26 protein-coding genes are annotated in these 25,641 nt (G+C 64.1%); 16 read left to right on the top strand and 10 right to left on the bottom strand.

The window, feature by feature from the left end:
- Window positions 1–42 precede the first annotated feature (42 nt).
- The 7 genes from ACYOEI_RS05325 to ACYOEI_RS05355 all read right to left on the bottom strand — a co-directional run bounded on the left by ACYOEI_RS05325 (window position 43) and on the right by ACYOEI_RS05355 (window position 7,930).
- The gene (locus tag ACYOEI_RS05325; protein ID WP_462848291.1) at window positions 43–888 is read right to left on the bottom strand and encodes a methionyl-tRNA formyltransferase; all 846 of its coding nucleotides are present in this window, start codon (window positions 886–888) and stop codon (window positions 43–45) included.
- Window positions 889–4,092: an efflux RND transporter permease subunit gene (locus tag ACYOEI_RS05330; protein ID WP_462848292.1), complete on the bottom strand. Its 3,204-nt coding sequence runs from the start codon at window positions 4,090–4,092 to the stop codon at window positions 889–891.
- Window positions 4,079–5,506 carry an efflux RND transporter periplasmic adaptor subunit gene (locus ACYOEI_RS05335; RefSeq protein WP_462848293.1) on the bottom strand — a complete coding sequence of 476 codons (1,428 nt, stop codon included), beginning with the start codon at window positions 5,504–5,506 and terminating at the stop codon, window positions 4,079–4,081. Before ACYOEI_RS05335 ends, ACYOEI_RS05330 begins: the two co-directional genes overlap by 14 nt.
- Window positions 5,503–5,808, bottom strand: a complete 306-nt coding sequence (locus ACYOEI_RS05340; protein ID WP_462848294.1) for a hypothetical protein — start codon at window positions 5,806–5,808, stop codon at window positions 5,503–5,505. The genes ACYOEI_RS05335 and ACYOEI_RS05340 overlap by 4 nt, the downstream gene beginning before the upstream one ends.
- A gap of 11 nt (window positions 5,809–5,819) precedes the next feature.
- Window positions 5,820–6,248, bottom strand: coding sequence for a cupredoxin domain-containing protein (locus ACYOEI_RS05345; protein WP_462848295.1), 429 nt, complete (start codon window positions 6,246–6,248; stop codon window positions 5,820–5,822).
- A complete protein-coding gene (locus ACYOEI_RS05350) occupies window positions 6,245–7,459 on the bottom strand; it encodes a TolC family protein (RefSeq protein WP_462848296.1) in 1,215 nt (404 codons plus the stop codon). Before ACYOEI_RS05350 ends, ACYOEI_RS05345 begins: the two co-directional genes overlap by 4 nt.
- A gap of 114 nt (window positions 7,460–7,573) precedes the next feature.
- Entirely contained in the window at window positions 7,574–7,930 is a 357-nt protein-coding gene (locus ACYOEI_RS05355) for a hypothetical protein (protein WP_462848298.1), read from the bottom strand.
- Between the two features lie 1,117 nt (window positions 7,931–9,047).
- Here ACYOEI_RS05355 and ACYOEI_RS05360 point away from each other — a divergent pair.
- From ACYOEI_RS05360 to flgB, 7 genes are all read left to right on the top strand, one after another.
- Complete coding sequence (locus ACYOEI_RS05360; protein ID WP_462848299.1) at window positions 9,048–9,257, top strand: hypothetical protein; 210 nt, start codon at window positions 9,048–9,050, stop codon at window positions 9,255–9,257.
- A 56-nt stretch (window positions 9,258–9,313) separates the two neighbouring features.
- A complete protein-coding gene (locus ACYOEI_RS05365) occupies window positions 9,314–9,469 on the top strand; it encodes a hypothetical protein (RefSeq protein WP_462848300.1) in 156 nt (51 codons plus the stop codon).
- Between the two features lie 11 nt (window positions 9,470–9,480).
- Window positions 9,481–9,750, top strand: coding sequence for a hypothetical protein (locus ACYOEI_RS05370; RefSeq protein ID WP_462848301.1), 270 nt, complete (start codon window positions 9,481–9,483; stop codon window positions 9,748–9,750).
- 4 nt (window positions 9,751–9,754) lie between these two features.
- On the top strand, window positions 9,755–10,513 hold the full coding sequence (locus ACYOEI_RS05375; RefSeq protein WP_462848303.1) for a TRM11 family methyltransferase: 759 nt from the start codon (window positions 9,755–9,757) through the stop codon (window positions 10,511–10,513).
- A gap of 24 nt (window positions 10,514–10,537) precedes the next feature.
- On the top strand, window positions 10,538–10,960 hold the full coding sequence (locus ACYOEI_RS05380; protein WP_462848304.1) for a DUF6900 domain-containing protein: 423 nt from the start codon (window positions 10,538–10,540) through the stop codon (window positions 10,958–10,960).
- A 5-nt stretch (window positions 10,961–10,965) separates the two neighbouring features.
- Complete coding sequence (locus ACYOEI_RS05385; protein WP_462848306.1) at window positions 10,966–11,142, top strand: hypothetical protein; 177 nt, start codon at window positions 10,966–10,968, stop codon at window positions 11,140–11,142.
- A gap of 103 nt (window positions 11,143–11,245) precedes the next feature.
- Window positions 11,246–11,665, top strand: coding sequence for a flagellar basal body rod protein FlgB (gene flgB / locus ACYOEI_RS05390; protein WP_462848307.1), 420 nt, complete (start codon window positions 11,246–11,248; stop codon window positions 11,663–11,665).
- Between the two features lie 175 nt (window positions 11,666–11,840).
- On the opposite strand, the gene ACYOEI_RS05395 is transcribed toward flgB, so the two are convergent.
- Window positions 11,841–12,122: a hypothetical protein gene (locus ACYOEI_RS05395; RefSeq protein WP_462848309.1), complete on the bottom strand. Its 282-nt coding sequence runs from the start codon at window positions 12,120–12,122 to the stop codon at window positions 11,841–11,843.
- Between the two features lie 59 nt (window positions 12,123–12,181).
- Window positions 12,182–12,799 (bottom strand): hypothetical protein, encoded by a 618-nt coding sequence (locus tag ACYOEI_RS05400; protein WP_462848310.1) that lies wholly within the window; start codon window positions 12,797–12,799, stop codon window positions 12,182–12,184.
- Window positions 12,800–13,150: 351 nt separating this feature from the next.
- Here ACYOEI_RS05400 and ACYOEI_RS05405 point away from each other — a divergent pair, with 351 nt between their 5' ends.
- From ACYOEI_RS05405 to ACYOEI_RS05445, 9 genes are all read left to right on the top strand, one after another.
- Window positions 13,151–14,056, top strand: a complete 906-nt coding sequence (locus ACYOEI_RS05405) for an ArdC family protein (protein ID WP_462848311.1) — start codon at window positions 13,151–13,153, stop codon at window positions 14,054–14,056.
- 360 nt (window positions 14,057–14,416) lie between these two features.
- Complete coding sequence (locus tag ACYOEI_RS05410) at window positions 14,417–14,755, top strand: hypothetical protein (protein WP_462848312.1); 339 nt, start codon at window positions 14,417–14,419, stop codon at window positions 14,753–14,755.
- A 1,209-nt stretch (window positions 14,756–15,964) separates the two neighbouring features.
- Window positions 15,965–16,645, top strand: a complete 681-nt coding sequence (locus ACYOEI_RS05415; RefSeq protein WP_462848534.1) for a division plane positioning ATPase MipZ — start codon at window positions 15,965–15,967, stop codon at window positions 16,643–16,645.
- A gap of 11 nt (window positions 16,646–16,656) precedes the next feature.
- Window positions 16,657–16,959: a hypothetical protein gene (locus ACYOEI_RS05420; RefSeq protein WP_462848313.1), complete on the top strand. Its 303-nt coding sequence runs from the start codon at window positions 16,657–16,659 to the stop codon at window positions 16,957–16,959.
- Window positions 16,960–17,154: 195 nt separating this feature from the next.
- Window positions 17,155–18,084: a replication initiator protein A gene (locus ACYOEI_RS05425; protein WP_462848314.1), complete on the top strand. Its 930-nt coding sequence runs from the start codon at window positions 17,155–17,157 to the stop codon at window positions 18,082–18,084.
- A gap of 817 nt (window positions 18,085–18,901) precedes the next feature.
- The gene (locus ACYOEI_RS05430) at window positions 18,902–19,156 is read left to right on the top strand and encodes an HTH domain-containing protein (protein WP_462848315.1); all 255 of its coding nucleotides are present in this window, start codon (window positions 18,902–18,904) and stop codon (window positions 19,154–19,156) included.
- Window positions 19,153–22,272 carry an HsdM family class I SAM-dependent methyltransferase gene (locus ACYOEI_RS05435; protein ID WP_462848316.1) on the top strand — a complete coding sequence of 1,040 codons (3,120 nt, stop codon included), beginning with the start codon at window positions 19,153–19,155 and terminating at the stop codon, window positions 22,270–22,272. The genes ACYOEI_RS05430 and ACYOEI_RS05435 overlap by 4 nt, the downstream gene beginning before the upstream one ends.
- 56 nt (window positions 22,273–22,328) lie before the next feature.
- The gene (locus tag ACYOEI_RS05440) at window positions 22,329–22,991 is read left to right on the top strand and encodes a hypothetical protein (RefSeq protein ID WP_462848317.1); all 663 of its coding nucleotides are present in this window, start codon (window positions 22,329–22,331) and stop codon (window positions 22,989–22,991) included.
- A gap of 510 nt (window positions 22,992–23,501) precedes the next feature.
- Entirely contained in the window at window positions 23,502–24,002 is a 501-nt protein-coding gene (locus tag ACYOEI_RS05445) for a hypothetical protein (protein ID WP_462848318.1), read from the top strand.
- A gap of 8 nt (window positions 24,003–24,010) precedes the next feature.
- Here the strand turns inward: ACYOEI_RS05445 and ACYOEI_RS05450 are convergent, their stop codons facing one another.
- Entirely contained in the window at window positions 24,011–25,597 is a 1,587-nt protein-coding gene (locus ACYOEI_RS05450) for a TolC family protein (protein WP_462848319.1), read from the bottom strand.
- Window positions 25,598–25,641: the final 44 nt, after the last annotated feature.

Genomic DNA, 25,641 nt, shown 5'->3' on the forward strand with positions numbered 1-25,641 from the left:
CGCCCGAGGAAAGGCGTAGCTATCCATCCGCCCACCGCCGCTTCACTCATGACGGAACACGGCGAGCTTCCGGCAGACCCGATAGCTGACGATCCCGTTCTTCACCGCCACCGTTCGCCACTCGCCATCCTCGGAGAGCAGCGTGCCGGGGGCGTGCGGATGCTGCCTGCCCGACACGTTCACGTCCGTGATGAACTCGATCGACCCGTCGGGGTAGGCATAGCGATAGGTCCGCAGGAAACGCCCGATCTTCTCCAGATCCCAGGTCCAATCGACGGTGTAGTCCTCCGGCGAGATCCTCGGCCAGTATTCCCGCCCGCCGGGCGATTGGGGGACGGCCCGACGCCAATAGGCGTCGGGGGCGTCCATGAAGCGATCCAGGAGTTTCAGTGCCAGCGACTGGCTGGAGACCAGCAAATCCTCGAGAGTCTCGCTACTCCTGAGGGCGAAGGATTCCTGCAGGAGCAGGTCGCCGCCGTCCCACACGTCGGAGAGTTTGTGTAGGGTCACGCCCGTCCGGTCCAGCCCCTTCAGGATCGCCCACGGCAGCGGCATCGGCCCCGCCCCTTGCGGCAGGAGCGAAGGATGGATGTTAACGGCGTAGCGGATCGAATCGCCGGAGCAGGGTGGGATCTTGTGGGAATACCCGGCCGAGATGATCGCCTCACACCCCTGACGTTCCAGCGCCCTGAGGTCCCGCGCAAGGACGGGCGTCGTCTGCACCGGGATTCCCGATTCGCGGGCGATCCGTCGCGTCGATTGGGCGAAGTCGTACCCCTGTCCGGCGTAATCGGCGGAGAAAAGCTTCAGGACCTTAAATCGATCTGAGTCGGCCAGATACCGGAAGCAATTGAGGAAGATGTCATTGCCGAAATACGCGACGAACATCTAATTCACACCCGTTGGTGTTACGATGGGCGGCCGAGCTTTCATCCCGCGGTCCCCCTCGCCTCGCGAGGCCAGCCGCCTTCCCTCGTACAGGAAGTAGACGACAGGGATCACGATCAGCGTCAGCAGCGTGGTGGTGACCATGCCGCCGACCATCGGCAGGGCGATGCGGCGCATTACGTCCGAGCCGTAACCTTCGGTGAAGAAGATTGGCATGAGGCCGGCGATGATGACCGACACGGTCATCAGCTTGGGACGCACGCGAAGTACCGCGCCGTGCATCACCGCGTCGAATAGCTCCCCTGTCGTCTTGGGCGGATGGTGTCGCACCTGGTGGTCGAGATAGATGAGCATCACCACCGCGGTCTCGACGGCGATGCCCGCCAGGGCGATGAATCCGACCGCTACCGCCACGGAGAAATTGTAGCCGGCCAGATACAGCGTCCACACGCCCCCGACCAGCCCGAAGGGCAGCGAGAGCATCACCATGAGCGTGCGGTCGAGCCGGCCGAAATGGAGGACAAGGAGGACGAAGATGATGGCGATCGTTGCGGGGATGGCGATCTTGAGCCGCGCCCGGGCCTCCAGCATCTGTTCGAACTGGCCCGACCACCCGATGGAATAGCCCGCCGGCAGCTTCACTTTCTCCGCCACCACCTTCTGCGCCTCGTTCACGTAGCCGCCGATGTCCCGGCCCGCGATGTCGACGAAGACCCATCCGTTGAGCCGCGCGTTCTCCGACACGATCATCTGCGGGCCCGGCGCGATCTTTATCTCGGCCAGTTCGCCGAGCGGGATCTGCGCGCCGCCGGGGGCCGCGACCAGGATGTCCTTCACGTCCTCGATGGACTCGCGGTAGGGTCGGTCGTATCGCAGCAGGATGCCGTAACGCTCACGGCCCTGCACCGACTCGGTGAGGCGCATGCCGCCCAGGGCCGTCGCCACCACCCGTTGCACGGTGCCGAAATCGATGCCGTAGCGGGCGATCGCCGCACGGTCGGGCTCGATCTCCAGGTATTTCGCGCCCACCACGCGGTCCGCGAACGCCGAACGCGTGCCGGGGATGTCCTTGACCGCCGCTTCCACTTGCACGGCGATCGCGCCAATGGTCGCCAGGTCCGCGCCCGAAATCTTGACGCCGACCGGCGTGCGGATACCCGTCGTCACCATGTCGAGGCGGATCTTGATGGGATAGCCCCAGCTGTTGACCACGCCCGCCATCTTCGTGGCCGCGTCCATCTCCTTGATCAGCTTATCTACCGTCATGCCGGGCCGCCACTGATCGCGCGGCTTGAGCTTGACCCAGGTCTCGATCATCGAGATCGGCGCCGGGTCGGTGGCCGACTCGGCCTGCCCCGCCTTGCCGAAGACCAGCTCCACCTCTGGCGTCTGCTTGATGGCACGGTTGGTGATCTGCACGATCTCCTTGACCTTGGTGACGGAGACGCCCGGCAGCGTCGTGGGCATGTAGAGCAGGCTCCCCTCGTAGAGCGCCGGCATGAACTCGCTGCCCGCCCGCGTGATGGGGACGACGACACTAGCGAGCAGAGCGACCGCGACGGCGATGGTCCGCCACCGGGAGCGGAGTGCCAGGGCCAGGATGGGCCGGTAGATGCGGATGAAGAAGCGGTTGATCGGGTTGGCCTCCTCCGGGCGGATGCGCCCGCGGATCAGCCACAACATCAGGAGCGGCACCACGGTCACGGAGAGGATTGAAGCCGCCGCCATCGAGTAGGTCTTTGTGAAGGCCAAGGGCGTGAACAGCCGCTGCGACTGGCCGGTGAGCGCGAAGACCGGAAGGAACGAGACGGTGATGATCAGCAGCGAGAAGAACAAACCCGGCCCGACCTCCTTGGCCGCCAGCAGCAGCGCGTCACGCTTCTCCTGCTCGGTCGCCTCCGGCGGCATCTCGGAGAGCTTTCGGTGCGCGTTCTCGACCATCACGATCGACGCGTCCACCATCGCGCCGATGGCGATGGCGATGCCTCCGAGCGACATGATGTTGGCGGTGATTCCCTGCCACGACATGACGATGAAGGCCGCCAGCACGCCCAGGGGCAAAGTCACGATGGCCACGAAGGCCGAGCGGACGTGCAGCAGGAAGACGAGGCAGACCAGCCCCACGACGATCGACTCCTCGATCAGCTTGTGGTCGAGATACTCGACCGAGCCTTCGATCAGCCCGCTGCGATCATAGACCGGCACGACCTCCACGCCCTCCGGCAGGCCGGGCTTGAGGGCCTCGAGCCGCTCCTTGATCGCCCGGATGACGCTCAGCGCGTTGTTGCCCGGGCGCATGATGACGATGCCGCTCACGACCTCGCCCTCGCCGTTGAGCTCGGTCACGCCGCGCCGGAGCTCCGGACCCTCGATCACCCGAGCCACGTCCGAGACGTACACGGGCGTGCCGCCCGTCGCCGCAAGCACCAGCCTCTCGAGGTCTTCAAGCTTCGTCACGTAGCCCTTCGATCGCACCACGAATTCCGTCTCGGCCTGCTCGATGACGCGCCCGCCCGCCTCCTGGCTGGACGTCCGGATCACCTCCTCCAGCCGCGAGAGCGGTATCCCGTAGGCGCGCAGCTTCACCGGGTCCACCAGCACCTGGAATTCCTTCACGAACCCGCCGACGCTCGCCACCTCGGAGACGCCGGGCACGGTCGCCAACTCGAAACGCAGAAACCAGTCCTGCAGGGTGCGCAGCTGCGCGAGGTCGTGCTTGCCGCTCTTGTCGACGACCGCGTATTGGAAGACCCAGCCGACGCCGGTCGCGTCGGGGCCGATCTGCACCCTGGCATCGGTCGGCATGGCGGACTGTATCTTGGACAGGGCCTCCAGCACGCGCGAGCGTGCCCAGTAGAGGTCGGTACCGTCCTTGAAGATCACATAAACGAACGACGCACCGAACATGGAAAACCCGCGCACCACTTTGGCCTTCGGCAGGCCGAGCATAGCCGTCGAGAGTGGGTAGGTGACCAGGTTCTCGATGATCTGGGGCGCCTGGCCCTCGAAATCGGTGCGGATGATGACCTGGGTGTCCGACAGGTCCGGTATCGCGTCGAGCGGCGTCGCCTGCACGGCGAGGATGCCGCCGACCAGCACCACGATCGCCGCGATGGTAACTAGCAGCGGATTGGCCGCGGACCACCCGATGACGCGGGCGATGAAGCTCCGGGTCGGGTCGTGGGAGAGGTTATCGTCCCGCATGGCCGGCCCCCGACAATTTCTGGAGCGACTCGCGAAGCGAGGATTCCGAGTCGATCAGGAACTGCGCGCTCGTGACGACCTCCTCGCCCTCCGCCAGTCCCTCCAGGATCTGCGTCATGCCCTCGGCGGACGCACCCGTCCTGACGTCGCGCGCCTGGAATTTTCCGTCCCCGAGCGCCATGATTACATGGGGGCCTCCGCCGCCGCGCAGCACCGCCTCGCTCGGCACAAAGAGGCCCTCGGCCATCCCCCGGGCGCCGAAGTCCACCGCGACGTAGCCGGCCGGCTTCAGGCGGCGGTCTTCGTTCTCGATCACCAGGCGCACCTTCCCGGTCCGGCTCTCCGGCGTGATGTCGGGATAGACGTAGTCAACCTTCGCCCGGTACGGCTCGTCCCTTCCCGCGAGCGTGACGGTGGCCGCGTCGCCCACCTCGATCGCCTGCAGGTCGCCCTCCGGCACGGCCGCCTCGACCCAGACGGTGGACAGATCCTCGATGCTGCCGACCGCGGCATTCGCCATCAGATATGCGCCCTTGCGAATCTCGAGCTTGCTCAGGACGCCGTCCGCCGGGATTGTAAACGGCACCTCGTCCATCGCCTTGCGTTCCTTCTCGAGCTCGTTCAGCACGGCGTCGTCGACGCCGAGGAGCTTCATCCGCTTGCGGGACGCCGCCGCAATGTCTTTCAGCCCGGCTTCCAGCGAGGCGATGTAGTCGTTCTGCAGCGCCAGCAACTCCGGGCTGTAGAGCGTGTAGAACGGCTGGCCCGCCTTCACTGCGTCGCCCAAGGCGCTGACCTTCAGGTCGGTCACCCGCCCCTCCACCTGGCTGGCGATCTCCCGGCGGCTTCGCTCGTTCTCCTTGACGATGCCGGTGGCGCGGATGGTCCCGCCCAGTCCGGCCTTGACCACCGTGCCCGTGCGGACGCTCATTTTCTGCAGATTCCCCGGGGTGAGGGTGACGACAGGCTTGCCTTCAGCGGCGTCGTCACCGCCCGATTCGTCGGCGTATTTGGGCAGCAGCTCCATGTCCATGAAGGGCGACTTGCCCGGCTTGTCGAATTGCTTGCCCGGAGACATCGGGTCGTACCAGTAGAGCACTTTGCGGCCGGAGGAATCCTTCTCTCCGCCGCTTGCGGCGGCGAGCCCGTTCTCGGCAGGCATGCTCTGCTCATGCATGTGTTCGCCCCCCTCGATCGGCACCAGGTCCATGCCGCAGATGGGGCACGTACCCGGCGCTTCCGTGACGATCTGCGGGTGCATGACGCAGGTGAACTTGGCCGCATCTCGGGCGGGCATGGCCCTCGCCGACGCGCCGGAGGACGTCTCGTGGGCGGGGGCGTGCGTGCCTACCCATTTCCACAGGACGGGCACGGCGAGCACCGGCACGATCAGCAGCGTCAGCGAGCGTTTCATAGATTTTTCTCCATCGTATTACTATTGGTCGTCTCCCCGGCCCTAGACCCTCTCTTCCGCCTGAAGACCGCCTTGCCGTTCTGGATGTCCTCGACCCATTCCAGCTCCGTGCCACCGGTCGGGCACTGCCCCGGCCCGGCCGAGAACCAATCGGGTCTCGCGGCGCAGGCATAGACCGGGAGCTTGTGCCGGAGCCGCACGGCGGCGTCGACCAGGGAAAGCCGGCCGGGCTCCTCCCCGGCGGACGCGAAGCCGCCGGAGAGGAGGACGCCCAGGATGAGCATGGAGAGGCGTTCGGGCATCAATTCCGGCCTCAGTCCTTATGTTCGGATGTCGCGCCGTGGTGGTGATGACCGCCGCCCTCCGCCGGAACCGTCTCAGACGGACGACCCACAATGATGGTGCCTCGCATGTTGAACTCCGCATGCGGATGGCAGTGGTAGACGTAGGTCCCGGGCGTATTGAAGGTGTAGGTCCACTTGTCGCCCTTCTTCTCGAACATCGGGCTCTCAAAGTATTCCACGCCCTTGGGAAGTTTCTCGGCCATGACGTTGTGCATCTCGTCCTGGTCATTCTCCCAGGTCACGGTGTCACCTTGCTGAACCGTCAAGTTGTCGGGCTTGAAGGCGTAGGAGCCGTCCGGCTTCGTCACGGCCCGCACCACATAGTCCTTGGCAAAGGCCGGGGAGGCCTGGAGAGCGGCGAGGCCGATGGCGACGGTTAGTAGTTTGGTAGGTTTCATAGTGTGGTTTCCTCGATGAAGTAGCGGTTAAAATCGGCGATCAGGGAGGTCCGCTTGGCCCTCTCCGCCGCCATGATGGCGCGCACGCCCAGGGCGTCGCGCCTGGCCTTGAGGACGGAAGGCAAGTCGGCCTTCCCGGCCTCGTATTCCCGGAGCGCCGCGCCGGCGGATTGCTCCAGGGAATCCTCTTTGGTCTTGAGTAGCTTGAGCTTCTTCGTGCTGGTATCGATCTGCGACCGCAGGTGAGACAACCTCTCCGTCGTCTCCCGCTCCACGCCGCCCTGATCCGCCTCGGCCGCGCGCAGGCCCGCCTTTGCGGCGCTGAGCTTGGGCTTCTGGCTGGTGGAGGCCCAGAGCGGGACGCTCACGCCCACGCCGATCGTCGCCGCGTTGTCGCTGCCGTACATCCGCGCGTAACTGCCCTGGACGAGGAAGTTGGGGCCGAATTCGCCCTCGCGCTGCTTGATCTCCTGCCTGGCCATGGCAATGTCTTGGCCTACGATCCTGACCGGGTAGGTGCCCCCGACGTCGCTCTCCCAGGCCGCCGGCTTGACCTCCGGGGGCGCGGCGTTCGTCGCCTTACCGAGCATGTTGACGAGCATGGCGTCGATCTCGTGCCGCTGCTCGCCGAGGTCGCTCACGCTCAGCGCTACCTCGGTGCGCTCCGCCTGCTGCGTCGACAGGTCGCCGACGCCGCCCCGGTCGGCGCCGACGCGCCCGGCGAGGACCAGGCGTTCGGCCTCGAAAAGCTTGTCCTGCTGCTTGAAGATTTTCTCCTGCTCCTTGATGCGCTGCAGCTCGGCGAGCGCCGTGATCAGCCTGGCCTTCATGGCGGCGAGGGCGTAATCCGCCATCAGCTGCGTCTTCTGCGACTCGGCGTGGCCACGCGCCACCTTCGCCTCGCGTACGCTCAGACGAGGGATGTCCTGCCGGAAGCCGATCATCTTCTGCTGCAGCCCGCGCGACATGCTGCGGCCGATCGGGTAGTCCTGCTCCGACAGCATCACCATCGGGTCGGGGAGGCCGAGCTCGCCCTCACCGTTGAGCCGCTGCGACTCCGCCTTCTCGACATACGCCCGGATCTCCGGATGGTCGCGCAGCCGGTCGACGAGCGCGGCAAATTCGGCGGCCGCGGGCTTCTTCGGTTTGCCCTCCGCCCAGGCCGGCGATGCTGCGCCGGCGAGGAGGAGGACGATCAATACGAACGGCATAGGTCCTCTCGCGTTGCTGTGAAGCACGCCGCGGCCGATTGGCGCGCGGCGTCAGCGGGGGTCAGGACCTGTCGAGGGGCGCGCGGCGATCAGGCCGCCGCTCGCAGGACACGCCTAACCCAGGGAGGGGGTTCTCGGGGGACGTTCTTGGGTGCTGGTGGGATTCACGCTCGGGGGGGCGTCGCTGAGGAACGCGAGGCGGGATCCCCGGTCCGGACGGTTGGCCATGCCGTCGTGATCCGGCATGTCCATGCTGAGGCCGCCCGAGCCGCATGCCATATCCTGGCAGCAGCAGTTCTTGGCCGTCTTCTTCTCGGAGGATTTGTGGCAGGGCATCTCGGCCTGGGGTGCGGCCGCCTTCGCCTGCTGGGCCTGCGAGGGCTTGTCCATCATGCAAGCAACCTTCGCCTGCGCGGGGAACCCGGCGGCGGCGATGCTCAAACACAGCGCGATGGCTGCTATTCGCTTCATAATGGACATAACCCGAAGACTGTAACACAGGCGTGGCTACAAATCAACGCAAGTAAATATGAAGTAAAATCACTGTATTGGCTTGGGTAGTTCGCCTGATCGGCACAAATTCCGAATACACGATCTTTATCGGACCGCTGGAAGAAACTGCGGGGCCCGACCTCCCTTCTCATATCCCTTCGGGGCGTGTTCGGGGAATCCGACAAAACAACAGGATGTGTCTATGGCGGAGATGCCCCGCGATGCAAGTTTCGATTCGACCCTGGAACTGCTCAGGAACCCCTTACGGGTTCATCTCGGAGCGATGCCGCCGCCATCGGTCCGACCTCTTCGAGGCGCGGATCATGCTGAGAAGGACCGTCTGCATGACCGGGGCGTCGGCGGCGGCTCTGTTTTACGACGAAGAACGCCTCGCCCGCGGGTGTCGCGGCGAGTTGGCTCAGGAAGACGTTCTTCGGCGAGGGCGGCGTCCACGGCCTGGACGGGCCGGCGCATATGCTCTGCAAGGCCATGTTCATGGCCATGACGACGCTAGGGCGCGTCGAACGGCTCGGCGCCATCACGACCGAATGGCTCCGCGTCTGCTCGCTAAAATGGGCCGGGATGGACCGGATCTTCTCTACGATGAGATGAACTAATTGCTGTCACGGGCCGTGTGCGCGATACCGATTCTCGGCCGAGCGGCCCGTGCGCGGGTGGCCCGTCCCCCTCATTCCCATCCCCATCGGACACCGTGTGCCGGTCGCGGCATCGTCGTGGACTCCGTTTTCCTGTCCGGACCTGGGCCACCGATCCAGCGGGTCACGCGTCTTGCAACGCCTCGATCGGAATTCCCGAGGATCGCGGGCCTCTCGCCTCGGCTTTCCATGTCCGCCTCGCCGCCAGTGTCCAGCCCTCCCCTCATCTGTTCCATCCGCAACCACGGCCTGCTTCTTGTCACGTTTAAAGCCGCCGCCGGTCCGCTCAAGCGGAAAATCGGTTCCCCCCGAGGGTCTCCCCCAATTTTCCGCTTGCCCGGTCGCTGGCGCTCGCTCCGCACCGGCTAAGGCGGCTTTCCCAGGGTGACATCAGGCCGCGATGGTCGCGGCCGGAATCACGAAGTGAAGGAGATCATCCCATGTCTGACGGCAAGAACAACGAGACCGCATCGAAGGCACCGAGCCACACCGCCTACCAGGTCCGCGACCGCGAGGGGCAGAAGGGCTTCTGGACCCGCATCGGCAGCGTCTGGCCGCACGCCGACGGCAAGGGTTTCAACGTCCAGCTCGATGTGGTGCCGCTCGACGGCCGCATCACCCTCCGCGTAGCCACCGAGAAGAAAGACTGACGGATCAACCGGGCGGGCCGCAGTGCCCGCCCACCTACCTGGAAAGGAATTGGACCATGCAACACCCCCACGACATCCGCGCCGCGGGCTACGACCTCATCCAGCGGTACGACGGACTCTCCGCCGGCTGCGACCCGGACTTCGACGCAGACCTCGAGGAACTCGAACGCGAGTTCGCCGAGCTACGACTCCATTTCGACAACCACCAGTGAAGGGACCCACCATGAAAGTACGGATCGAGAACATCCAGCACCATCGCAACGGCATCTCCGGGGCACCCTTCCACGTCCTCATCTTCCGCGACCCCGACGAGGGCCGGATGCTCGGCATCGTCTTCGAGCAGGAGCACCACGTCGCGGTCTTCAACCTCGACAAGCTCGCGGTCGGAAACATCGCTTTCGGGGTCAACTCCTGGCGAGGTGACAGCTATGAGCCGTCCCTCCGCACGGCCATCGCCGCGAACGAAACCACCACGTCAACCCCAGAGGAGTAATGCCATGACCATCACATCCACGCCGATCAATCCCTTCTACGCCGCACGCATCGAGCGGTCAGCCGGTCCAGGCAACGAGGAGCCCGTGCGGGAGATCTACGCCCGCCTCCCCCTCGCCCCGAGGAACGCAAGCCCGGTTCCTCACCTCACGAGCCTCTACCACTTCCACCGCGCCGGCGAATACGGCGACCGCAAATGGCCGGGCAATTGCGGCGGCAACTTGATCAAGGACCTGCTGCTCTACTTCCGCCCGGGGCTGGTCTTCGACCCGATGACCGGCAGCGGCACCGCCCGCGACGTCTGCCAGGAGCTCGGCGTCCCCTGCTTCTCGTTCGACATCCACGAGGGCTTCGACGCCTGCGACGCCCGCGAGTTCCCGGCAGCGGACACGTTCGACTTCATCTGGGCCCACCCACCCTACTGGCGGCAGAAGCTCTATGCCGACGACCCGCGTGACCTCTCACGCTCCCCGACCCTGGAGCACTTCCTCCGCCGCTACGGCCAGTTCATCCGCAATTGTGCCAAGGCCCTGAAACCGGGCGGCAAGCTCGCCGTCCTGATGGGCGATTACAGCGACCGCGACGCAGGGTTCGTCCCCCTCGTCTACCACACCAAGCGACTCGCCTTCGAGGCGGGCCTGTCGCAGCACTGCACGGACATCATCCGCTTCAGCCACGGCGCGAGCAGCGGCAAGAAGGTCTACCGCAGCAGCTTCATCCCCGGCCTGCATGACGTTTGCATGATTTTCGAGAAAGCCCGATAACCCATCCCAGAAAGGATTCCGCCCATGGAACGAATCGACCGCATCCTCACCGACATCGCCCGCGAACATCTCGGCATCGCGACGCTCGAAACCCGCCGCTCGGACGGCCTCGACTTCCACGAGGTCGCCGTCTGGCAGGTGAAGGCGGCCCTCGAGGTCGCCTTCCACGCGGGAGCGCGACCCGCGTCATGCACCGATGGAGGGCCTCCGCTCCCCGCACGCTTCGACGCCTACGAGATCCACGGCGTTCGCGAATTCGACGACGGCAACGGCCCGTACTGCGAGCAGGTACGCGACGAGCAGGCCGAATTTTGGAGCCTCTACGGGCACATCCCCGGCCAGGGCGTCGATTGCATCGGCGATTTCGCCACTCGCGAGCACGCCGAGGAAGTGTTTGCCCGCATCACCGGGCGACGCTATACCGAAACATCGATCCGCGGGAGGTGACGGGCATGAGCAGCGAGCTGGACGAGATCCTCGACGATTTGTTCCACGGCTGCGCCTTCGCAGCATTCGTGGAGCTCTCCATCGAGCGGAAAGGCCCTCCCGACCTCGAGGCCACCAGGGAGCGAGCTTTCCGCTATTACGAGGTGGAGCTGGCCCGCAGGAACCGGCTCCGGGGGGACTGATCCGCGGGCTTGTTCGCCTCTCGGAGCGTGCCGGTTCATTCCAGCGTTGCGAATCATGAAATACCCTGTATGCTCCTTGCGTTAATGACATACAGGGATCGCGATGTCGTCCTCGGGTCTGGAACTTACTCGCGTCGTAGACGAGAAGCTGAAGTATTTGTCGCAGCGGCATCAGGCGTTGGCTTCGAACGTGGCCAATGCCGACGCGCCGGGCTATAAGGCCAAGGACGTGCAGAAGCCGGACTTCCGCAAGGTGCTGGATGCCTCGGTCAGCGCACTCGCCGCCGCCCGAACGCATCCCTCCCATCTCGCCGGCAATTCGATCGTGCCGTCCGTCTATCCCCTGGTGACGCGGGCGACCACCGATGAGCTGAATCCGAACGGAAATAACGTGTCGATCGAGCAGGAAGTGCAGCAGGTCGCCGTGAATGCTTCCGACTACCAGCTTGCCCTCGGCGTTCACATGAGTATGGATAAGCTGTTCAACATCGCCCTGGGCCAGCAATCCAAATCAAAGAAATAGAGACCCAAGTCCGCGTTGTACCGCAACGGGCCCAGGCATCGTACGCCGGCCGATGTCGGCTCCCGATAGATCCGAAATGCCCGCCACAACGTCTGGCACTCGCTTCCCCTCGCCCGCATGAATCGCCTGCGAGACGACCGAGCGGCGGCCGCCCGATACCACGAGGCGGACGGCTTCACGGTCGATCCACCGGGCTGAGCATGACATCGATCGAGACGGCGATCCGTTCCACGAGCTGCGCGTGCGACACATCCCAACGACCGCCGTTTTCGCGGAGCCAATCTTCCACGGCGGGCTGGACCGACTCGCGGATGCGAGCGATCGACCAGTCCTCGGCGAGCCACTTCTCGGCCTCGGCAACGGCCCGGGTCATCCCATCCTTGTCGCCCTCCTCTCTGGCGCTCAGATAGTCCCCGACGGCTTCCAGAAAGCACTCCACGTCGATGTCGCTGGGCATGGTCCGGCTCTCTTGTGACGGTGATGCGGGTGGAGACTCGGTGGAAATCGGCGACGTGATCAATTCGGCATGATCTGAATGTCTAATACCTTGTCCGCATTTAGGTCGTAGGTGCAGGTTACGCTGGAATGCACCATGGCCCCGAACCCGTTCTGAAACTTCGCTTCCTTCTCGTAGACGCGGACGATCCCCGTGTCCACATAGTCCCTTCCCTTGCGGAACGAACCGAACGGAAGCCACGGAAACTCGGGGGTCCCGTATCTCGCAGAACTCTCTGCCGCCATCTTGCACGCGACCGTTATCCTGCTCCAGTCTTTAAAGTGATTCGCCATGTCTTCGTTGTCGCGGCAGGACTTCCATTTGTCCTCGCAGCCATTGCTCTGGCCAGGTGGCTTGACGTCTTGCGCCTCGCCCAAGATCCCAATCGCAATTATAACGATGACGAAGACGAGGCAACCTTTTCCCGCCGGCTTATTTGCGCCGCAGTGAGGACAGCGTTTGGCGTCGGTGCTGAATTTCTTCTTGCAGTCCTTGCAAGTTATCAATGCCATGTCGTTCCGCTTTCGTGTTTCTTGAAGACGGCTGAAGTCCCTCGGTCGCAGTGTTACCACAAGAGCTCGAAGAATAAAGGGATTTGTATTCCGCATGGCCATGCCGTCGGTTGTGAAGTCCATCATTTTCCCCTCCTGGAGTGGAAGCGTATTTTGCCCGCTCCGGTATCGTTGGCCGCCCCGGCTGGCGCCGGCCGCGTGCTCCCGGGGTCCGCTCACGCTCCCGTCCCTCGCGGGACCGACTGCGCCGCCCTCCCGCCCGCTGGCGGGAAAGCCGGGGGCGGTCCCCCGGGTGGGTCAAGAATGCCCTGACGGCGGCTCGTGCGGCCTCCGCCCGACCTTCCGCGCTGCGCTTGTGCAGGCCGGTGCCCCCCGCCTTGCCGTCCCTGACCTCCCTCCCCCCGATTCAAGTCTCGCCTTCGTCCCGGGTGAATGCCGCGCGCATTCATCCGGACAGTTCAAACGAGGGAGAGACCCATGCAGACCGAACGAGACGATGTTTACACCCGCGTCACCGACGCCATCATCACCGAGCTTGAGAAGGGCGTCAGGCCCTGGCTGAAGCCCTGGAATGCCGAGCATATGGCGGGCAAGATCAACCGCCCCCTGCGGCACAACGGCGAGCCCTACAAGGGCGTCAACATCCTGATGCTGTGGATGGCCGCCGAGGCCCAGGGCTTCGCCTCGCCCATCTGGATGACCTTCAACCAGGCGAAGGAGATGAAGGCTGGCGTCAGGAAGGGGGCGAAGGGCTCCCTGGTCGTCTACGCCAACCACCTCACCCGGACCGAGACCGGCGAGGACGGCGAGGAGGCCGAGCGCGACGTCTACTTCATGAAGGGCTACACCGTCTTTAACGTCGAACAGATCGAGGGACTGCCCGACCGGTTCTACGAGCCCGCCGCGCCCCGGCTCGACCCCGTGCAGCGGATCGACGCGGCCGATCTCTTCTTCGCCAACACAGGGGCCGAGATCCGCCACGGCGGGAACCAGGCCTACTACGCCGGGGTGACCGACCACGTCCAGATGCCGCCCTTCGAGTCCTTCCGCGACGCCGAAGCCTATTGCGCCACCCTCGCCCACGAGCTGACCCATTGGACCAAGCACCCGGCCCGGCTCGACCGCGATTTCGGCCGCAAGCGGTTCGGCGACGACGGCTACGCACGCGAAGAACTGGTCGCCGAGATCGGGGCCGCGTTCCTGTGCTGCGACCTGGGGATCACGCCGGAACCCCGCGAGGACCACGCGAGCTACCTCGCCCACTGGCTCGAAGTCCTGAAGGAAGACAAGCGGGCCATCTTCCAGGCCGCCGCCCACGCCCAGAAGGCCGTGGAGCACCTGCACGGCCTGCAGCCACGCGACGAGCCGTTGACGGAGTCTTAACCTATTCGTTGTATAATCGCAGACACCTATTCCACAGTATCCTTTGGGGGCCCGGCCTTGCCGGGCCCTTCTCTTTACAGGCCCTCAATCACCCGTCATCTGCGTCGTAGCCGGGCGAGATCCTGGGAACGCAGTTCCGACCGCCGCCACTCAGTTCCAGCCCCCACCGCCACTCGGCCTCGGCGTGGCAGGCGTAAAGCCGCCGCCGGGCCGCTCAAGCTGCCAAGGCCGCTTTCCAGGGGAAACCTTCGGCCTTTCGCTTGAGCGGTGTGCTGGCGCCCCGTCTGAAGCGGCTTTGTTCGCCGTGCCATTCGGCCGCGATGGGCGCGGCCGGGAACACGAGGCATAAGGAGTACTGATATGACACCCAACCCCAAGAGACGCTTCCAAGACATCCGATGCGCCGCCAGCCGCCTGGGCGACCGCATGAACCATCTCGAGAAGAAGGCATGCGAGGCCGGCCTCTTCGACGGGGCCTTCATCCCCGACGATCCCCGATACCACATCGAAGGCCGGGGCGCGCGTCTCCTCGGCATCTACCACGCCCTGACCATCGTCGCCGAGCGGGCGAACTGCCGGATCAACTCGGAGGCGCTGGAAGCCTTTCGGATCGAGATCGAGGCGGCGGAAGCGACGCTGGCCGAGGACTGGGCGACGGAACTCGCCGACCCGGACTTCAAGCCCCTCCCCCTCGTCTAGCGTCGTCGCGGGCCGGGTGTTCTACCCAGCCCGCCCCCTCCCCGCGAGCAGAAGGCACGCAAGCCCGGGCCGACCTTCTCGCTCCTGAGCAGTCCGGCCGTGGCGTTCGCGCGCATGTGTCAGATCGGACCGTTACGGCCACTACGTCAGTTGCCTACCTGACCGCGACCTGGACGGGATGCCGAGGCCCTCGCTTCCAACCGACGCCCCCTCGAAGAGCAACAGCCAGCCAACTGACTGTTTTGAAAGTAAAATATTAGATTCTGTCAGACATCTTCCCTAAGCGGTGCTTAGGGGATTTTTCACAGTGAAAACAGCCTTTCATGCCAGCTTGCTGGCAATCTTTCCTTCTGCCCGGCTGGCTACCTTGCCGACTGGCAGGCCGTCTGGCTTTCCGTCTTTCTTGTATGTTTTCGGGCCATCATTCAGGAATTCTTTATGGGAGCGAGGCATCCAATTCACCCTGGAATCCCGAGTGGGTAGTTGACTTCTTATCGGCCATCCGCAACCAACAAGCCGGTCGATTTGAATGCCTTCTGGCTTCAGGCCTGACGGTGCACTTTAATGAAAGCCTTCTTTCTGGCAGGCTTGGCAGATTGCCTCACGGCTTGCTGGACTGATCTTATGCCTGCCTGCCTGCTTACTTGCTGGAAATCCGGAAAGCATGATTTCTGACTTGCCGACTTTCATTCATGCCGACTTTCATGCCGGATGGATGGATGCCACGGTCAAATTCGGTGTTGCCAAATCCGGTGAGTCGCAGGCGTTATTGTAATCTGGACATCCATCATTCTTACTGGCTGTCCTACTGGCTGTCCTACTGGCTGTCTTACTGGCTGTCTTACTGGCTGTCTTACTGGCTGTCTTTCCAGCTTTCTTTCTTTCCGTCTGGCTTGATCTCATTCCGGCAGACACTCTGCGCCCGATGGGCCGTGATGCACGAGTCATCGCTCGATCCGAAAGCTTGAAAGATAGATTTCCATCCTACTGACATTCTTTCATGCATTCTCTCTTGCTTGAAGCCTCAGCGGCAAACGGCCGGAAGCGCGAGAATCCAATCCCGCTCGATCAGGGCGCTGGGCGAGTGGGCCGCTCGTCTGCCTTTCCTGCCGTAATGCTTTCTTGCCAGCCAGCATGAAAGACGGCCGGACAGTCATCCGGCTGCACATAATGCTTGCCAGATGGAAGGAAATCATCTAAGCAGTGATCATGATTATTGTTGTAGCGAATTCTAAGGGCGGCGTCGGCAAATCGACCCTGGCCGTCCATCTGGCAGCCTGGCTCCATAAACAAGGGCACAGCGTGACGTTGGCTGACTGCGACACGCAGCAATCTTCCTCGGAATGGATACGCGAGGCCGTGCCGGAGGTGAGGGCGGTCCGCCTGGACAACCCCGACATGATCCTAAACGACCTCCCGACGCTGAGCCAGGAGACTGATTTCGTCGTCGCCGACGGGCCCGGGAGCCAGACCGAGACCAGCCGCGCCCTGCTGCTCCGCGCCGACCTCGCCATCGTGCCGTGCAAGGCGAGCATGCTGGAGGTGAGGGCGCTCGCCAAGGCGACCGAGGTGCTCCGGCAGGCCCAGGATATCCGCGCCGGGAAGCCCGCCGCGGTGATCGTGCTGAGCATGATCGGTAAGAACTATCGACTTACCAAGGACATGATGGACGCCGCGGCCGCCCTCAATCTGCCCCTGGCCGACAGGGCCCTCATCCTCCGCCAGGTCTACGCCGACGCCCCCGGACAGGGCTCCGTCGTGTGGAACCTGGGGGCGAGGGCGCAAGAGGCGGCCCAGGAGGTCGATCAGCTCTTCCGCGAGATCTTGCCGGACGCCGTGAAGGGTCGTGCGAAGAAGCGGGCATCCGCGAAATCCAAGGCAGTCGCGTGAAGGAGAAACCCATGGCCGAACGTCGTGCGTTAGTCGAAGGACTTAAAACCCCCAGCCCCGCCGTCGATTCCGAGGCGGAGAAGGCCTTTGTCTTCCGCGAAAAGAAGGATGCCGCACCCGCCGCGGCGCCATCGAACACAACCGCGACGCTCTCCCGCGTGCCCCTGAGCACCCGCATGCGCTCGGACTTCGCGGCCGCGCTCAAACGGGCCTCCCTCGAACGCCAACTCGAAGGCGTCGAGCCCAATACCCTCCAGGACATCCTCGAACAGGCGGTCGAGCCATGGCTCCGCAATAACGGTTACCTGAAGTAGCGCGCGATCTGAGTGGGAGGAGGTGAGGGGGGACCCCCGAATCGCGCCTCACACGCGAAAGTCCCTGGTTCTTTCACTTGATAGCCCCACCGGACTGGTCTAATGTCGCCCCAGGCGATCGGATGCAGGATGCGGGGACACGAATCCCCGACGACCGCAGCCGCCGAGCCATATGCATCGACCGCGACGGTATTCATGACCAAACGCCTGCCTCCCAGGGGGGATCACCAGCCCGACCTCTTCGCCGCCAATTTCGCGGACATCCCGATCCGCGACCAGCGAGACACCATGGAGCGGCCGTTCTTCAGCCTGGCGAAGAAGCCCCGCTATACGCCCATCGAGTACAATGTCGGCGACGTCTGGGTGGAGGTATCGGCCAACCCGAAATTCGGGATCGCGACGATCTGGGACGCCGACATCCTGATCTGGGCCTCGACGCAGATCACCGAGGCGCTCGACCGCGGCCTGACCCCGAGCCGCGTGGTCCACTTCCATCCGCATAATCTCCTGAAGTCGATCCGGCGGGCGACGGGTGGCGAGCACTACCTTCGCCTCCGCGCGGCCTTGGAACGCCTGACCCACACGGCCGTGCGCACCAACATCCGCGCCGAAGGCAAGAAGAAGGCCGCCTCCTTCCACTGGCTGGAGAGCTGGACGGAGGTGACCGACGAGCAGACCGGCGAGACGACCGGCATGACGATGACCCTTCCCGATTGGCTCTTCGACGGCATCCTGATGAAGGGCGGCGTGTTGACCATCCACGAAGACTACTTCCTGCTGACCGGGGGGATCGAGAAGTGGCTCTATCGCGTCGCCCGCAAGCACGCCGGGCAGCAGGAGGGGGGTTGGCAGTTCACCATGCGCCAGCTCTACGAAAAGTCAGGTTCCTCCTCTCGCTTCTCGGATTTCGCCATCGACGTCCGCAAGGTCATCGAGGCAGACTCGCTCCCGGAGTACACCGCGCAGCTTCACAAGAACCAGGAGGGGGACGAAATCGTCCATTTCCTGAAGCGCGACCAGCTCGGCGTGAACGATCCGCGCTACGAGACCCCCAGACACCCCCGACGCCGGATCGCGCAGGGAATCTCCTCCAAGTCCTTAAAATTCGTCGAGCTACCGCAGTGATCGGCACGGCCTATCAGGCGTAAGTGGATAATCTGCAGCCCTTTCAGCACGGCCTATTGGCCGCAAAGCCGCTCGTGGATCAAGGCGGGACACGGCCTATTAGGCGCACCCCGTCCCTAATCAGGCGTCAAAAGGACTCAATCGAACCAGAAAGCAATGAAATTCGGGGTCAGAGGCGGCCCTCGGAGGGTTCTTCGAGGCATTTCTGGAATGAATCCGGGTCCGGAAGCGAGCCGGCGACCGGGACGGCCTATTAGCCGCACATCTTCATGCTGGAGCTTCGGCGACCGCGCCGAAGAATCCACGTTTGGCTGGTGTGGATTGGCTCGGCCTATTAGCCGCAGCAAGCTCGGCCTATAAGGCGCAGTTCAATACGGCCTATAAGGCGCAAGGGCTCGGCCTATAAGGCGCACGAATCGCCCGAATATCGATTAACTTCAATCGGATGTTCGGGTGCTAACTGTTTAACTTCAAGTATTATATATAACTTACTTAACGTCCGTTGCCTGTGGACAACTTCGGTAAGTGGTCCGGAGCACGATCCCAACGGCGGGGGGAGGGGCAACCAGGAAGTGGCATTCAGGAATGAGTGCTCAGACGCAGCAATCGGGGTCAATTCCGCCCGACGACACGTGGGTGGGCACGAAGCCGTACCTCGCCTATTCTAGACCGATCGAATATGGCGTGCGGGTTATCGGCGAGAAGAAGGTTCTCACGCCAGACCCGGGCAGCCGGTGGACAATCTGAACACCAGCAACCCTCCTCGGTTGACAAGTCTAACACCTCCGGCTAGAGATAGGCTGGGGAGGATGCGAAAATGAGGTATGAGCGGTCACTTGCCGTCGCGGGTCGGCTCGAGAGCCTTTTGGAGCTGGTCCGCGCGGGCGGATATTCGACGCCGGCCATCGCCGCCAAGCTCGAGGTCTGCGACCAGACCGTCTACCGTGACATCCTGTTCCTGAAGCAGCGAGGTTACAAGATCCGTTCCCGTAAGCATTCCAGCGGTTGGGCTTATGAACTATTTGACGAACCCGGAACGGGCACAGAAACAAAGGGGGCAGTCCGTACATGACCGCTACCCACCCAACCGACTGGCAGGCGGATTTCGGCATCGACGGGAGGCGCCCGCCGTATTTCTTCTCCGGCACCGATGACATCGACGCGAGCGGTGGCGGTGCGCCGCAGGCCCATGTTCTGCGACGGGCCTTCGAAGAACTGGGGCTGAGCGGCATCCTCTGCCAGGACAATGGTCCGATCATTTATTTCCGGGCGATGGAACGCCTCGATGCGTCCGATGTGCTGGCCTTGCACCGCACGTTCTGGAACCAAGGCGTCGCCCCGATCCTCGTGCTGATCGGGCCCGACGAGGTCCACATCTATTCCGGCCTTTCGCAGCCCGGCGTCGATCACGCCCCCGGCGCCGAGCCGGACGGCCTCGTCGAGCGCCTGGACCGCGTGGCCGATCAGCTTCGGGCATTCCTCGTGGCCGTCGAGACCGGCGAATACTATCACCGGCACCGGCGGGCGTTTGACCCGCGCCAGCGGGTGGACCGGAACCTGCTGCGACACCTCGAAGCCGCCCGGGAACTGCTCGCCGAGGTGCCTGCGGGCCGGCTCGATCCCGTCTCGTTGGACGCCTTGCTCTGTCGCATCGTCTTCACCTGCTACCTGTTCGACCGGAAGGTGATCGACCGAAAATACCTGGAGGACGCCGGCATCGAAGGAGTGGAGGGCCTGGCAGATATCCTCGGGCGCAAGCCCCGCTCCCGGGCGAAGGCCGACCTCTACACGCTGTTCGCGCAGCTCGGCCAGGACTTCAACGGCGACCTGTTCAGCGAGGATCTGGACGCCGAGGCCGGGCAGGTGAGGGCCGAGCATCTCGACATCCTGGGAGACTTCATCCGAGGAACCGACCCGAGGTCCGGCCAGCAGCGTTTCTGGCCCTACGAATTCGGGATCATCCCGATCGAGACCATCAGCGCCATCTACGAGCACTTCCTGAAGGCCGCAGGCGAGCAGGAGAAAAAGGAGTCCGGAGCGTTCTACACCCCTCGGTTCCTGGCCGAACTGGTCATCGACAGCGCCCTGGACGGGGAACGCTCGTTGCTCGGCAAGCGGTTCCTCGACCCGGCCTGCGGCTCCGGCATCTTCTTGGTTGGGCTGTTCAACCGCCTGGCCGAGGAGTGGGTCAGGACAAACCCAGCCGCCAACTATGACGCGAAGCTCAAAGGGCTGACGGCGATCCTGAAGAACAATCTGTACGGGGTCGACAAGAATCGCACCGCCTGCCTGATCGCGGCGTTCAGCCTCTACCTCGCGTTCCTCGACCAGCTCTCCCCACCGGATATCCGCCGGGTTTTGAAGAAGGTCAAGGTGCTGCCGCGGTTGGTCGCGGGCGAGGAGAACGGGGAGGCGACCATCCGCTGCGCCGACTTCTTCACCGACGTGGCGGCCCCAACGAGGCAGGTCGATTTTGTGATCGGTAACCCTCCTTGGGCGAAGGTGAGGGACGCGAGCGCCCCTGCCGCAACGTGGTGCGCCCGCCGCAAGCTGCCGTTTCCCGGCAAGCAGATCGCCGCGGCCTTCATCTGGAAGGCGACCGAGCATCTGACCCCGGAAGGGTCCGTCTGCTTCGTCCTGCCGCATGGACTGTTGTTCAACCACACGAAGAGCGCCGTCGAGTTCCAAAGCCATTGGTTCAGGTCCCATGCGGTCGAGCGAATCCTAAATCTGGCCGATTTCCAGCGTTTCCTGTTCGAAGACGCGGAGGCGCCGGCGCTTGTCGTTCGTTACGAGAAGCAGAAGCCGGCCAACAGCGGACACCGCATCCAATACTGGTCACCCAAGACCGACTGGGCGGTGACACAAGCCGAGGTGATCTCGATCTTGCCGCAGGACCGCGCGTCCATCAGCGTAGGGGAAGTGCTCAAGGACCTCCGCGGGGATGATGCACCGCTGATCTGGAAGGAACGCTACTGGGCCACCACGCGCGACCGCAGGCTCCTGGACCGGCTGCGGCTGTACCCCCGCCTCCGGGACGTCCTGGGCCAGCGTGGCAAGGGCGTTGCCAAGCGGTGGATCGTGGCCGAGGGGTTCGAGCCATTCGGCCCGAACGACGCCCCGGAAACAAGGCGAGAGCTGACCCTCCGCCGCACGGCGAGGGTCGAGCGGAGCACGCACCGCCTAGACCTGCTGCTCTTCCCCGAAGACTGCGAAATCGAGAATGAGCTCGAGCTGGAGCTTCGACGTGGCATCAGCAACACCGATATTTTCAAGAAACCCTTGGTATTGGTGAAGACAGGCTTTTCCAACGAGCCTGAGGTCGCATATGCAAACTTCAATGTTGCCTACCGGCATGGCATTCGGGGGATCCACGGTCCAACCGCGGACGCCGACCTGCTGGCCTTTCTGACGTTCTTCCTGCGATCCAGCCTGGCGCGCTACTTCCTTTTCCATACCTCAGCCAGCTGGGGGGTGAGCCGCGCCATGGTCGATATCGACGACCTCATGCGGCTACCCTTTCCACTCCCCGACGCGGCCGACCGGCCGGTCCGCGCGACAGAGATCGTTGCGGAGGCCGGTCGGCTTATGACGGCCGTCAACAGGGAGGCGGGCGGGGCCGCCCTTGGGAGGGATCAGGTCGTCGGGCGCGCCCAAGCACGGGCCGAGGTGCTCATCTCGGAATATTTCGACGTCGATGACATCGAGCGGAAACTCGTTGCCGATACCGTCGAAATCGTCATTCCGAGCGTTAGGCCCACACGCGCAAGGTTGGACGTTCCCACCCTCCTCCCGGCCCGGCCGGACGATTATGCGGATTATGTCGATCTGCTCTGCCGAACGCTGAACCGTTGGGCGAATGCCGAGTACCGCGTGCATGGCAAATCCTTGGCCGACGGCAACCTTGGCGTCGGCATGGTGGTCCTGCAGAAGACCCGGCAAGGGGAGGCTCCCGGGCAGATCGATGGGGCGACCACGAGCGTCCTCGCCGCGCTCCAGCGGCTTCAAAGGGGCGTAGCGAAAGGCCGTGGCACGTTTGAGCTGGCGCGTGGCCTGAAAGTCTTTGACAAGACGCTCCTCTACGTCATCAAGCCCATCGGCCGACGCTTCTGGTCCGCCACCGCCGCGCTCAACGATGCCGACGAGATCGCCGGCACCATCCTCATGCGATCCGAGGAGGGCGCATGACGATTGGAGATAGCAGCGCGTGGGACGACTTCATCACCCAGGGAGGGGTGGGGACCGTGATTGCCCTCGTGCTCGACGCCTGGGCCCTGATCGAGCCACCCGTCCCGGATGAGCTTGAGGAGGCTACGTCCATCAGGCTCTACGCCGCGATGGTCAGGAAGCGCGACCGCCAGGCCCACCGATTCCTGATCCGCTACGAGGACGTGGAGATCGACGCCGATCTCGCCAAGGAGACCGGCAGGAAAGATATCGTCTTTTTCCCCGGTCACGACGGGGATTTATACTTCTGCCTGGAGGCCAAAAGGCTCAATGCCAGGGTCAAGGGGGTGATGAAGTCGCTGGCCGACGAGTACGTGAAGGAGGGGATGCAGCGATTCGTGGACGGCAAATACGGACGACACGTCCACCACGGCGGCATGTTGGGCTACGTCCTCGACGGCGACGTGCCGAGAGCGATGCGCAACGTTTTGGCCAATATCCGCGTCCGGCACGTGGTCTTGGGCATGGACCCGCCCGGCGACTGGACCGAATCGCCGAGCCGTCCGGGCGATGCCCACGCCAAGGAATCAACGCACAGGCGTACCCACAGCGTCCATCGTTTCATGCTCCATCACGAGTTCGTAGCGAGCGGGAGAGGGGGAACTGCCTCCCATGGACAGACGCCGGTATCGGGTCGAGGACGTCCGTCAAAGAAGGATCGAAACGACGAACTTTCATGACTCGCATGCGCGTTTGCCAGCCGCACGAAAATGGAGAATATGAACGGTGCAGGCGATTCATCGGAGCTAATGTTTAAGACTGAGAAGGGGGCTAATAACCCATCAGCGTGAAATGATCAAATCCGTTGTCGCTGGAGCCGCCCGCGGTTGATGCGGAAGAAGCGACGAATCTTGAGCTGACGGGCATGACACGCCATTTACAGGAAGAGGTTGCTTTAGAAACGGTAACTGACGAGAATGGCACGAGGATAAGGACTTTGTACAGTGGGTTTTCGTGCCCTTGTACAGTAGTTCTTCGGCCGATTCCAGTGGACATCTGCTCTTATCCTCGTGCCATTCGTAACTGACGATTGATTTGCTTGGCGGACAGATTTGAAATCTGTTTGCCGGTGGGTGGGGATCGATCACCCCGCATCTTTGGCGAGAGATTGGCATGGACCATGCCGATCCACTACGTCAGGGCTCATACCTCTGGTCGGGTCTCGGACCAGCTTCGACAGGGACGAAATCATGAGATTGGCCTTTCGCGGTTTTTTCGCGGTCTTTACGGGATTCGCCTTCCTGGGAGGCGCAGCCAAGGCCCAGGGCCCCGGGAATTCCAGCTCCCTCGGCGGATACGGCGCGGCGCCCGTCTATTCGAACCCCGAGCTGGGGGGCGGCGGAAGCGGCCCGATGATCATTCCTTATGGCGGGATGTTCGAGGGCTTCATGCCCTCCCGGATGGGCGGGGGGAATCCGCTCGCCTACCGCTCCCGGCCGAGCGCGGCGATGGGCTCCGCCCGGACCTCCTTCAGCCTTTCCCCGCTGTCCGGCACGATGGGGCAGAACCGGGGCGCCCGGATGGCCCCGGCCTTTGGCGGCCCGGGTGGGCTGCGCGCTGGCGGAGGGATGGGCCAGCGTTCCCCGGGCCCCGGCGGCATGGGTGTTATGCCGCCGAGCCTCGGCTATCCATTCCGCCAGCCGCCGAGCCTCGTCCCGGCATCGACCGCCGGGGCGGGCATGTCGATGTGACGCGGGATTCAGAGCGTCCCGGGCGTCACCGGCTCGGGTCGCCCCGTCTCCCGGGACGCTGCGGACGCATTCGTCCGGAAGGGGCCCGAGTCCGCGGGCGGGGGTGGGGGAGAGGTCGGAGTCGGAGTCACGGCCTCCTCCCCTCGCGCGGGTGGGTGCTCGTTGATCTGGGTGCCGACCGCCCGCTCGAGCGAGGCGAGCGCCTTCCCCAGCTCGCCCTCGACCTGGGCGACCTGGAGCTGGATCTGGAGCACCTCCCGGAGGGCCGAGAAGACCGTCGCGACGTCGACGTTGCCTTTCGCGTAGTCGCTCCGGGCGAGTTCGAGCGTGGCGTTCGTCCGGGGCAGGATGTTGTCCCGGAGGAGGCCGATGACGTCCCGCTGCACTTTCGCCTGCACCATGAAATCCTTGATCTCGCCGAGGGTCTCGTCGCGCTGGGCCTCGTAAAGCTTGGCGTCCGCCTTCGTCCGCTCCTCCGCCTCGAAGACCCCCGCCCGGTACTTGGCCCGGTAGATCGGCAGGTTGAGCCCGACGAAGAACCCGACGTTCGGCATGCCGCCCGCCGTCAGCGGGGTCATGGCGTTGGTCTTCTCCATGTCCATGTAGGTGAGGCCGAGGGTGACGTTCGGGTAGAACCGCTTCCTCGCGAGCTCGACCGCCTTCTCGTCTCGGGCGACGGCCGCGAGTCGGCCCTTGAGTTCGGGGCGGACGGCGATCGCGAGCTGATAGAGCCGCTCCATCTCGGCCGGTACGGCGGCCCTCGGCAGCTCGGGCAGGGTCATGAGGTCTGTCTCGGGACTCACGTGGAGCTGCCGGACGAGGGACGAACGGGCGGTCGCTATCGCTTGCTGGATGTTCGCCGCTTCCCGGTCGAGTTCGCTCAAGAGCACCTCGGCCCGCAGCACGTCCTGTTGGGTGCCGCCGGATTCGAGTCGAGACTTCGCGAGCGTCCGGAAGTCCTCGAGGATTTTCCGGTTATCGGCGAGGATCACTTCCGTCTTCTGACTAACGTACAGGTCGAAATAGGCCCGCTTCACGGCCGCGACCGTGTCGAGCTGCGCCGCGGCCAGTTCCGCGAGGGCGACCATGACGTCCCGCTCGGCGACCTCGCCGCGGAGCCGGAGAGTCCCGAACCACGGGAACTGCTGGGCGAGGGTGAGGTTGTAAGGGTTGTAGCCCATCAGCGAATACTGGGGGGCGACCCCCGGGATGGGGAAGATGGTGTTCGAGGCGACCGGGTCGTCGAGCGTCGTCACCTGGGGGATGCGGTATTTGAGCGACTGGACGTTATGAAAGGCAGCCTGCACGGTCCGGTTCTCGGCGAGCGCCCGACGGATGTAGGCGTCGACCGGCTGCGGCCCGGAGAGATCGGGAGACGCCGCCGGGGCGGGCTCGATGGCCGTCGCCGTCGGCTCGCCCGGGGCATGGACGTGCGGTGGGTGGAAGGCAGCAGCGGCGACCGACCCGTCGAGCTTCGCGGGACTCTTCTCGGAAACCGGGATGCTCACCGGCCCAGGCCGCTTCGACACCTGCGCGCAGCCGACCAGACCGCAGACGAGGGCGCCGGCGAGGGTGAGGGGCAAGTTCGATCTCATTGCGGGCTTTCTCCCAAGTGCCGCCGATCGCGCGGAGCATCCGC

The sequence above is a fragment of the Singulisphaera rosea genome, assembly GCF_054877945.1.

Coding starts and splice junctions, on each gene's coding strand:
- ACYOEI_RS05325 (WP_462848291.1), bottom strand. CDS start 888: ATGTTCGTCGCGTATTTCGGCAATGACATCTTCCTCAATTGCTTCCGG.
- ACYOEI_RS05330 (WP_462848292.1), bottom strand. CDS start 4,092: ATGCGGGACGATAACCTCTCCCACGACCCGACCCGGAGCTTCATCGCC.
- ACYOEI_RS05335 (WP_462848293.1), bottom strand. CDS start 5,506: ATGAAACGCTCGCTGACGCTGCTGATCGTGCCGGTGCTCGCCGTGCCC.
- ACYOEI_RS05340 (WP_462848294.1), bottom strand. CDS start 5,808: ATGCCCGAACGCCTCTCCATGCTCATCCTGGGCGTCCTCCTCTCCGGC.
- ACYOEI_RS05345 (WP_462848295.1), bottom strand. CDS start 6,248: ATGAAACCTACCAAACTACTAACCGTCGCCATCGGCCTCGCCGCTCTC.
- ACYOEI_RS05350 (WP_462848296.1), bottom strand. CDS start 7,459: ATGCCGTTCGTATTGATCGTCCTCCTCCTCGCCGGCGCAGCATCGCCG.
- ACYOEI_RS05355 (WP_462848298.1), bottom strand. CDS start 7,930: ATGAAGCGAATAGCAGCCATCGCGCTGTGTTTGAGCATCGCCGCCGCC.
- ACYOEI_RS05360 (WP_462848299.1), top strand. CDS start 9,048: ATGTCTGACGGCAAGAACAACGAGACCGCATCGAAGGCACCGAGCCAC.
- ACYOEI_RS05365 (WP_462848300.1), top strand. CDS start 9,314: ATGCAACACCCCCACGACATCCGCGCCGCGGGCTACGACCTCATCCAG.
- ACYOEI_RS05370 (WP_462848301.1), top strand. CDS start 9,481: ATGAAAGTACGGATCGAGAACATCCAGCACCATCGCAACGGCATCTCC.
- ACYOEI_RS05375 (WP_462848303.1), top strand. CDS start 9,755: ATGACCATCACATCCACGCCGATCAATCCCTTCTACGCCGCACGCATC.
- ACYOEI_RS05380 (WP_462848304.1), top strand. CDS start 10,538: ATGGAACGAATCGACCGCATCCTCACCGACATCGCCCGCGAACATCTC.
- ACYOEI_RS05385 (WP_462848306.1), top strand. CDS start 10,966: ATGAGCAGCGAGCTGGACGAGATCCTCGACGATTTGTTCCACGGCTGC.
- flgB (WP_462848307.1), top strand. CDS start 11,246: ATGTCGTCCTCGGGTCTGGAACTTACTCGCGTCGTAGACGAGAAGCTG.
- ACYOEI_RS05395 (WP_462848309.1), bottom strand. CDS start 12,122: ATGCCCAGCGACATCGACGTGGAGTGCTTTCTGGAAGCCGTCGGGGAC.
- ACYOEI_RS05400 (WP_462848310.1), bottom strand. CDS start 12,799: ATGATGGACTTCACAACCGACGGCATGGCCATGCGGAATACAAATCCC.
- ACYOEI_RS05405 (WP_462848311.1), top strand. CDS start 13,151: ATGCAGACCGAACGAGACGATGTTTACACCCGCGTCACCGACGCCATC.
- ACYOEI_RS05410 (WP_462848312.1), top strand. CDS start 14,417: ATGACACCCAACCCCAAGAGACGCTTCCAAGACATCCGATGCGCCGCC.
- ACYOEI_RS05415 (WP_462848534.1), top strand. CDS start 15,965: ATGATTATTGTTGTAGCGAATTCTAAGGGCGGCGTCGGCAAATCGACC.
- ACYOEI_RS05420 (WP_462848313.1), top strand. CDS start 16,657: ATGGCCGAACGTCGTGCGTTAGTCGAAGGACTTAAAACCCCCAGCCCC.
- ACYOEI_RS05425 (WP_462848314.1), top strand. CDS start 17,155: ATGACCAAACGCCTGCCTCCCAGGGGGGATCACCAGCCCGACCTCTTC.
- ACYOEI_RS05430 (WP_462848315.1), top strand. CDS start 18,902: ATGAGGTATGAGCGGTCACTTGCCGTCGCGGGTCGGCTCGAGAGCCTT.
- ACYOEI_RS05435 (WP_462848316.1), top strand. CDS start 19,153: ATGACCGCTACCCACCCAACCGACTGGCAGGCGGATTTCGGCATCGAC.
- ACYOEI_RS05445 (WP_462848318.1), top strand. CDS start 23,502: ATGAGATTGGCCTTTCGCGGTTTTTTCGCGGTCTTTACGGGATTCGCC.
- ACYOEI_RS05450 (WP_462848319.1), bottom strand. CDS start 25,597: ATGAGATCGAACTTGCCCCTCACCCTCGCCGGCGCCCTCGTCTGCGGT.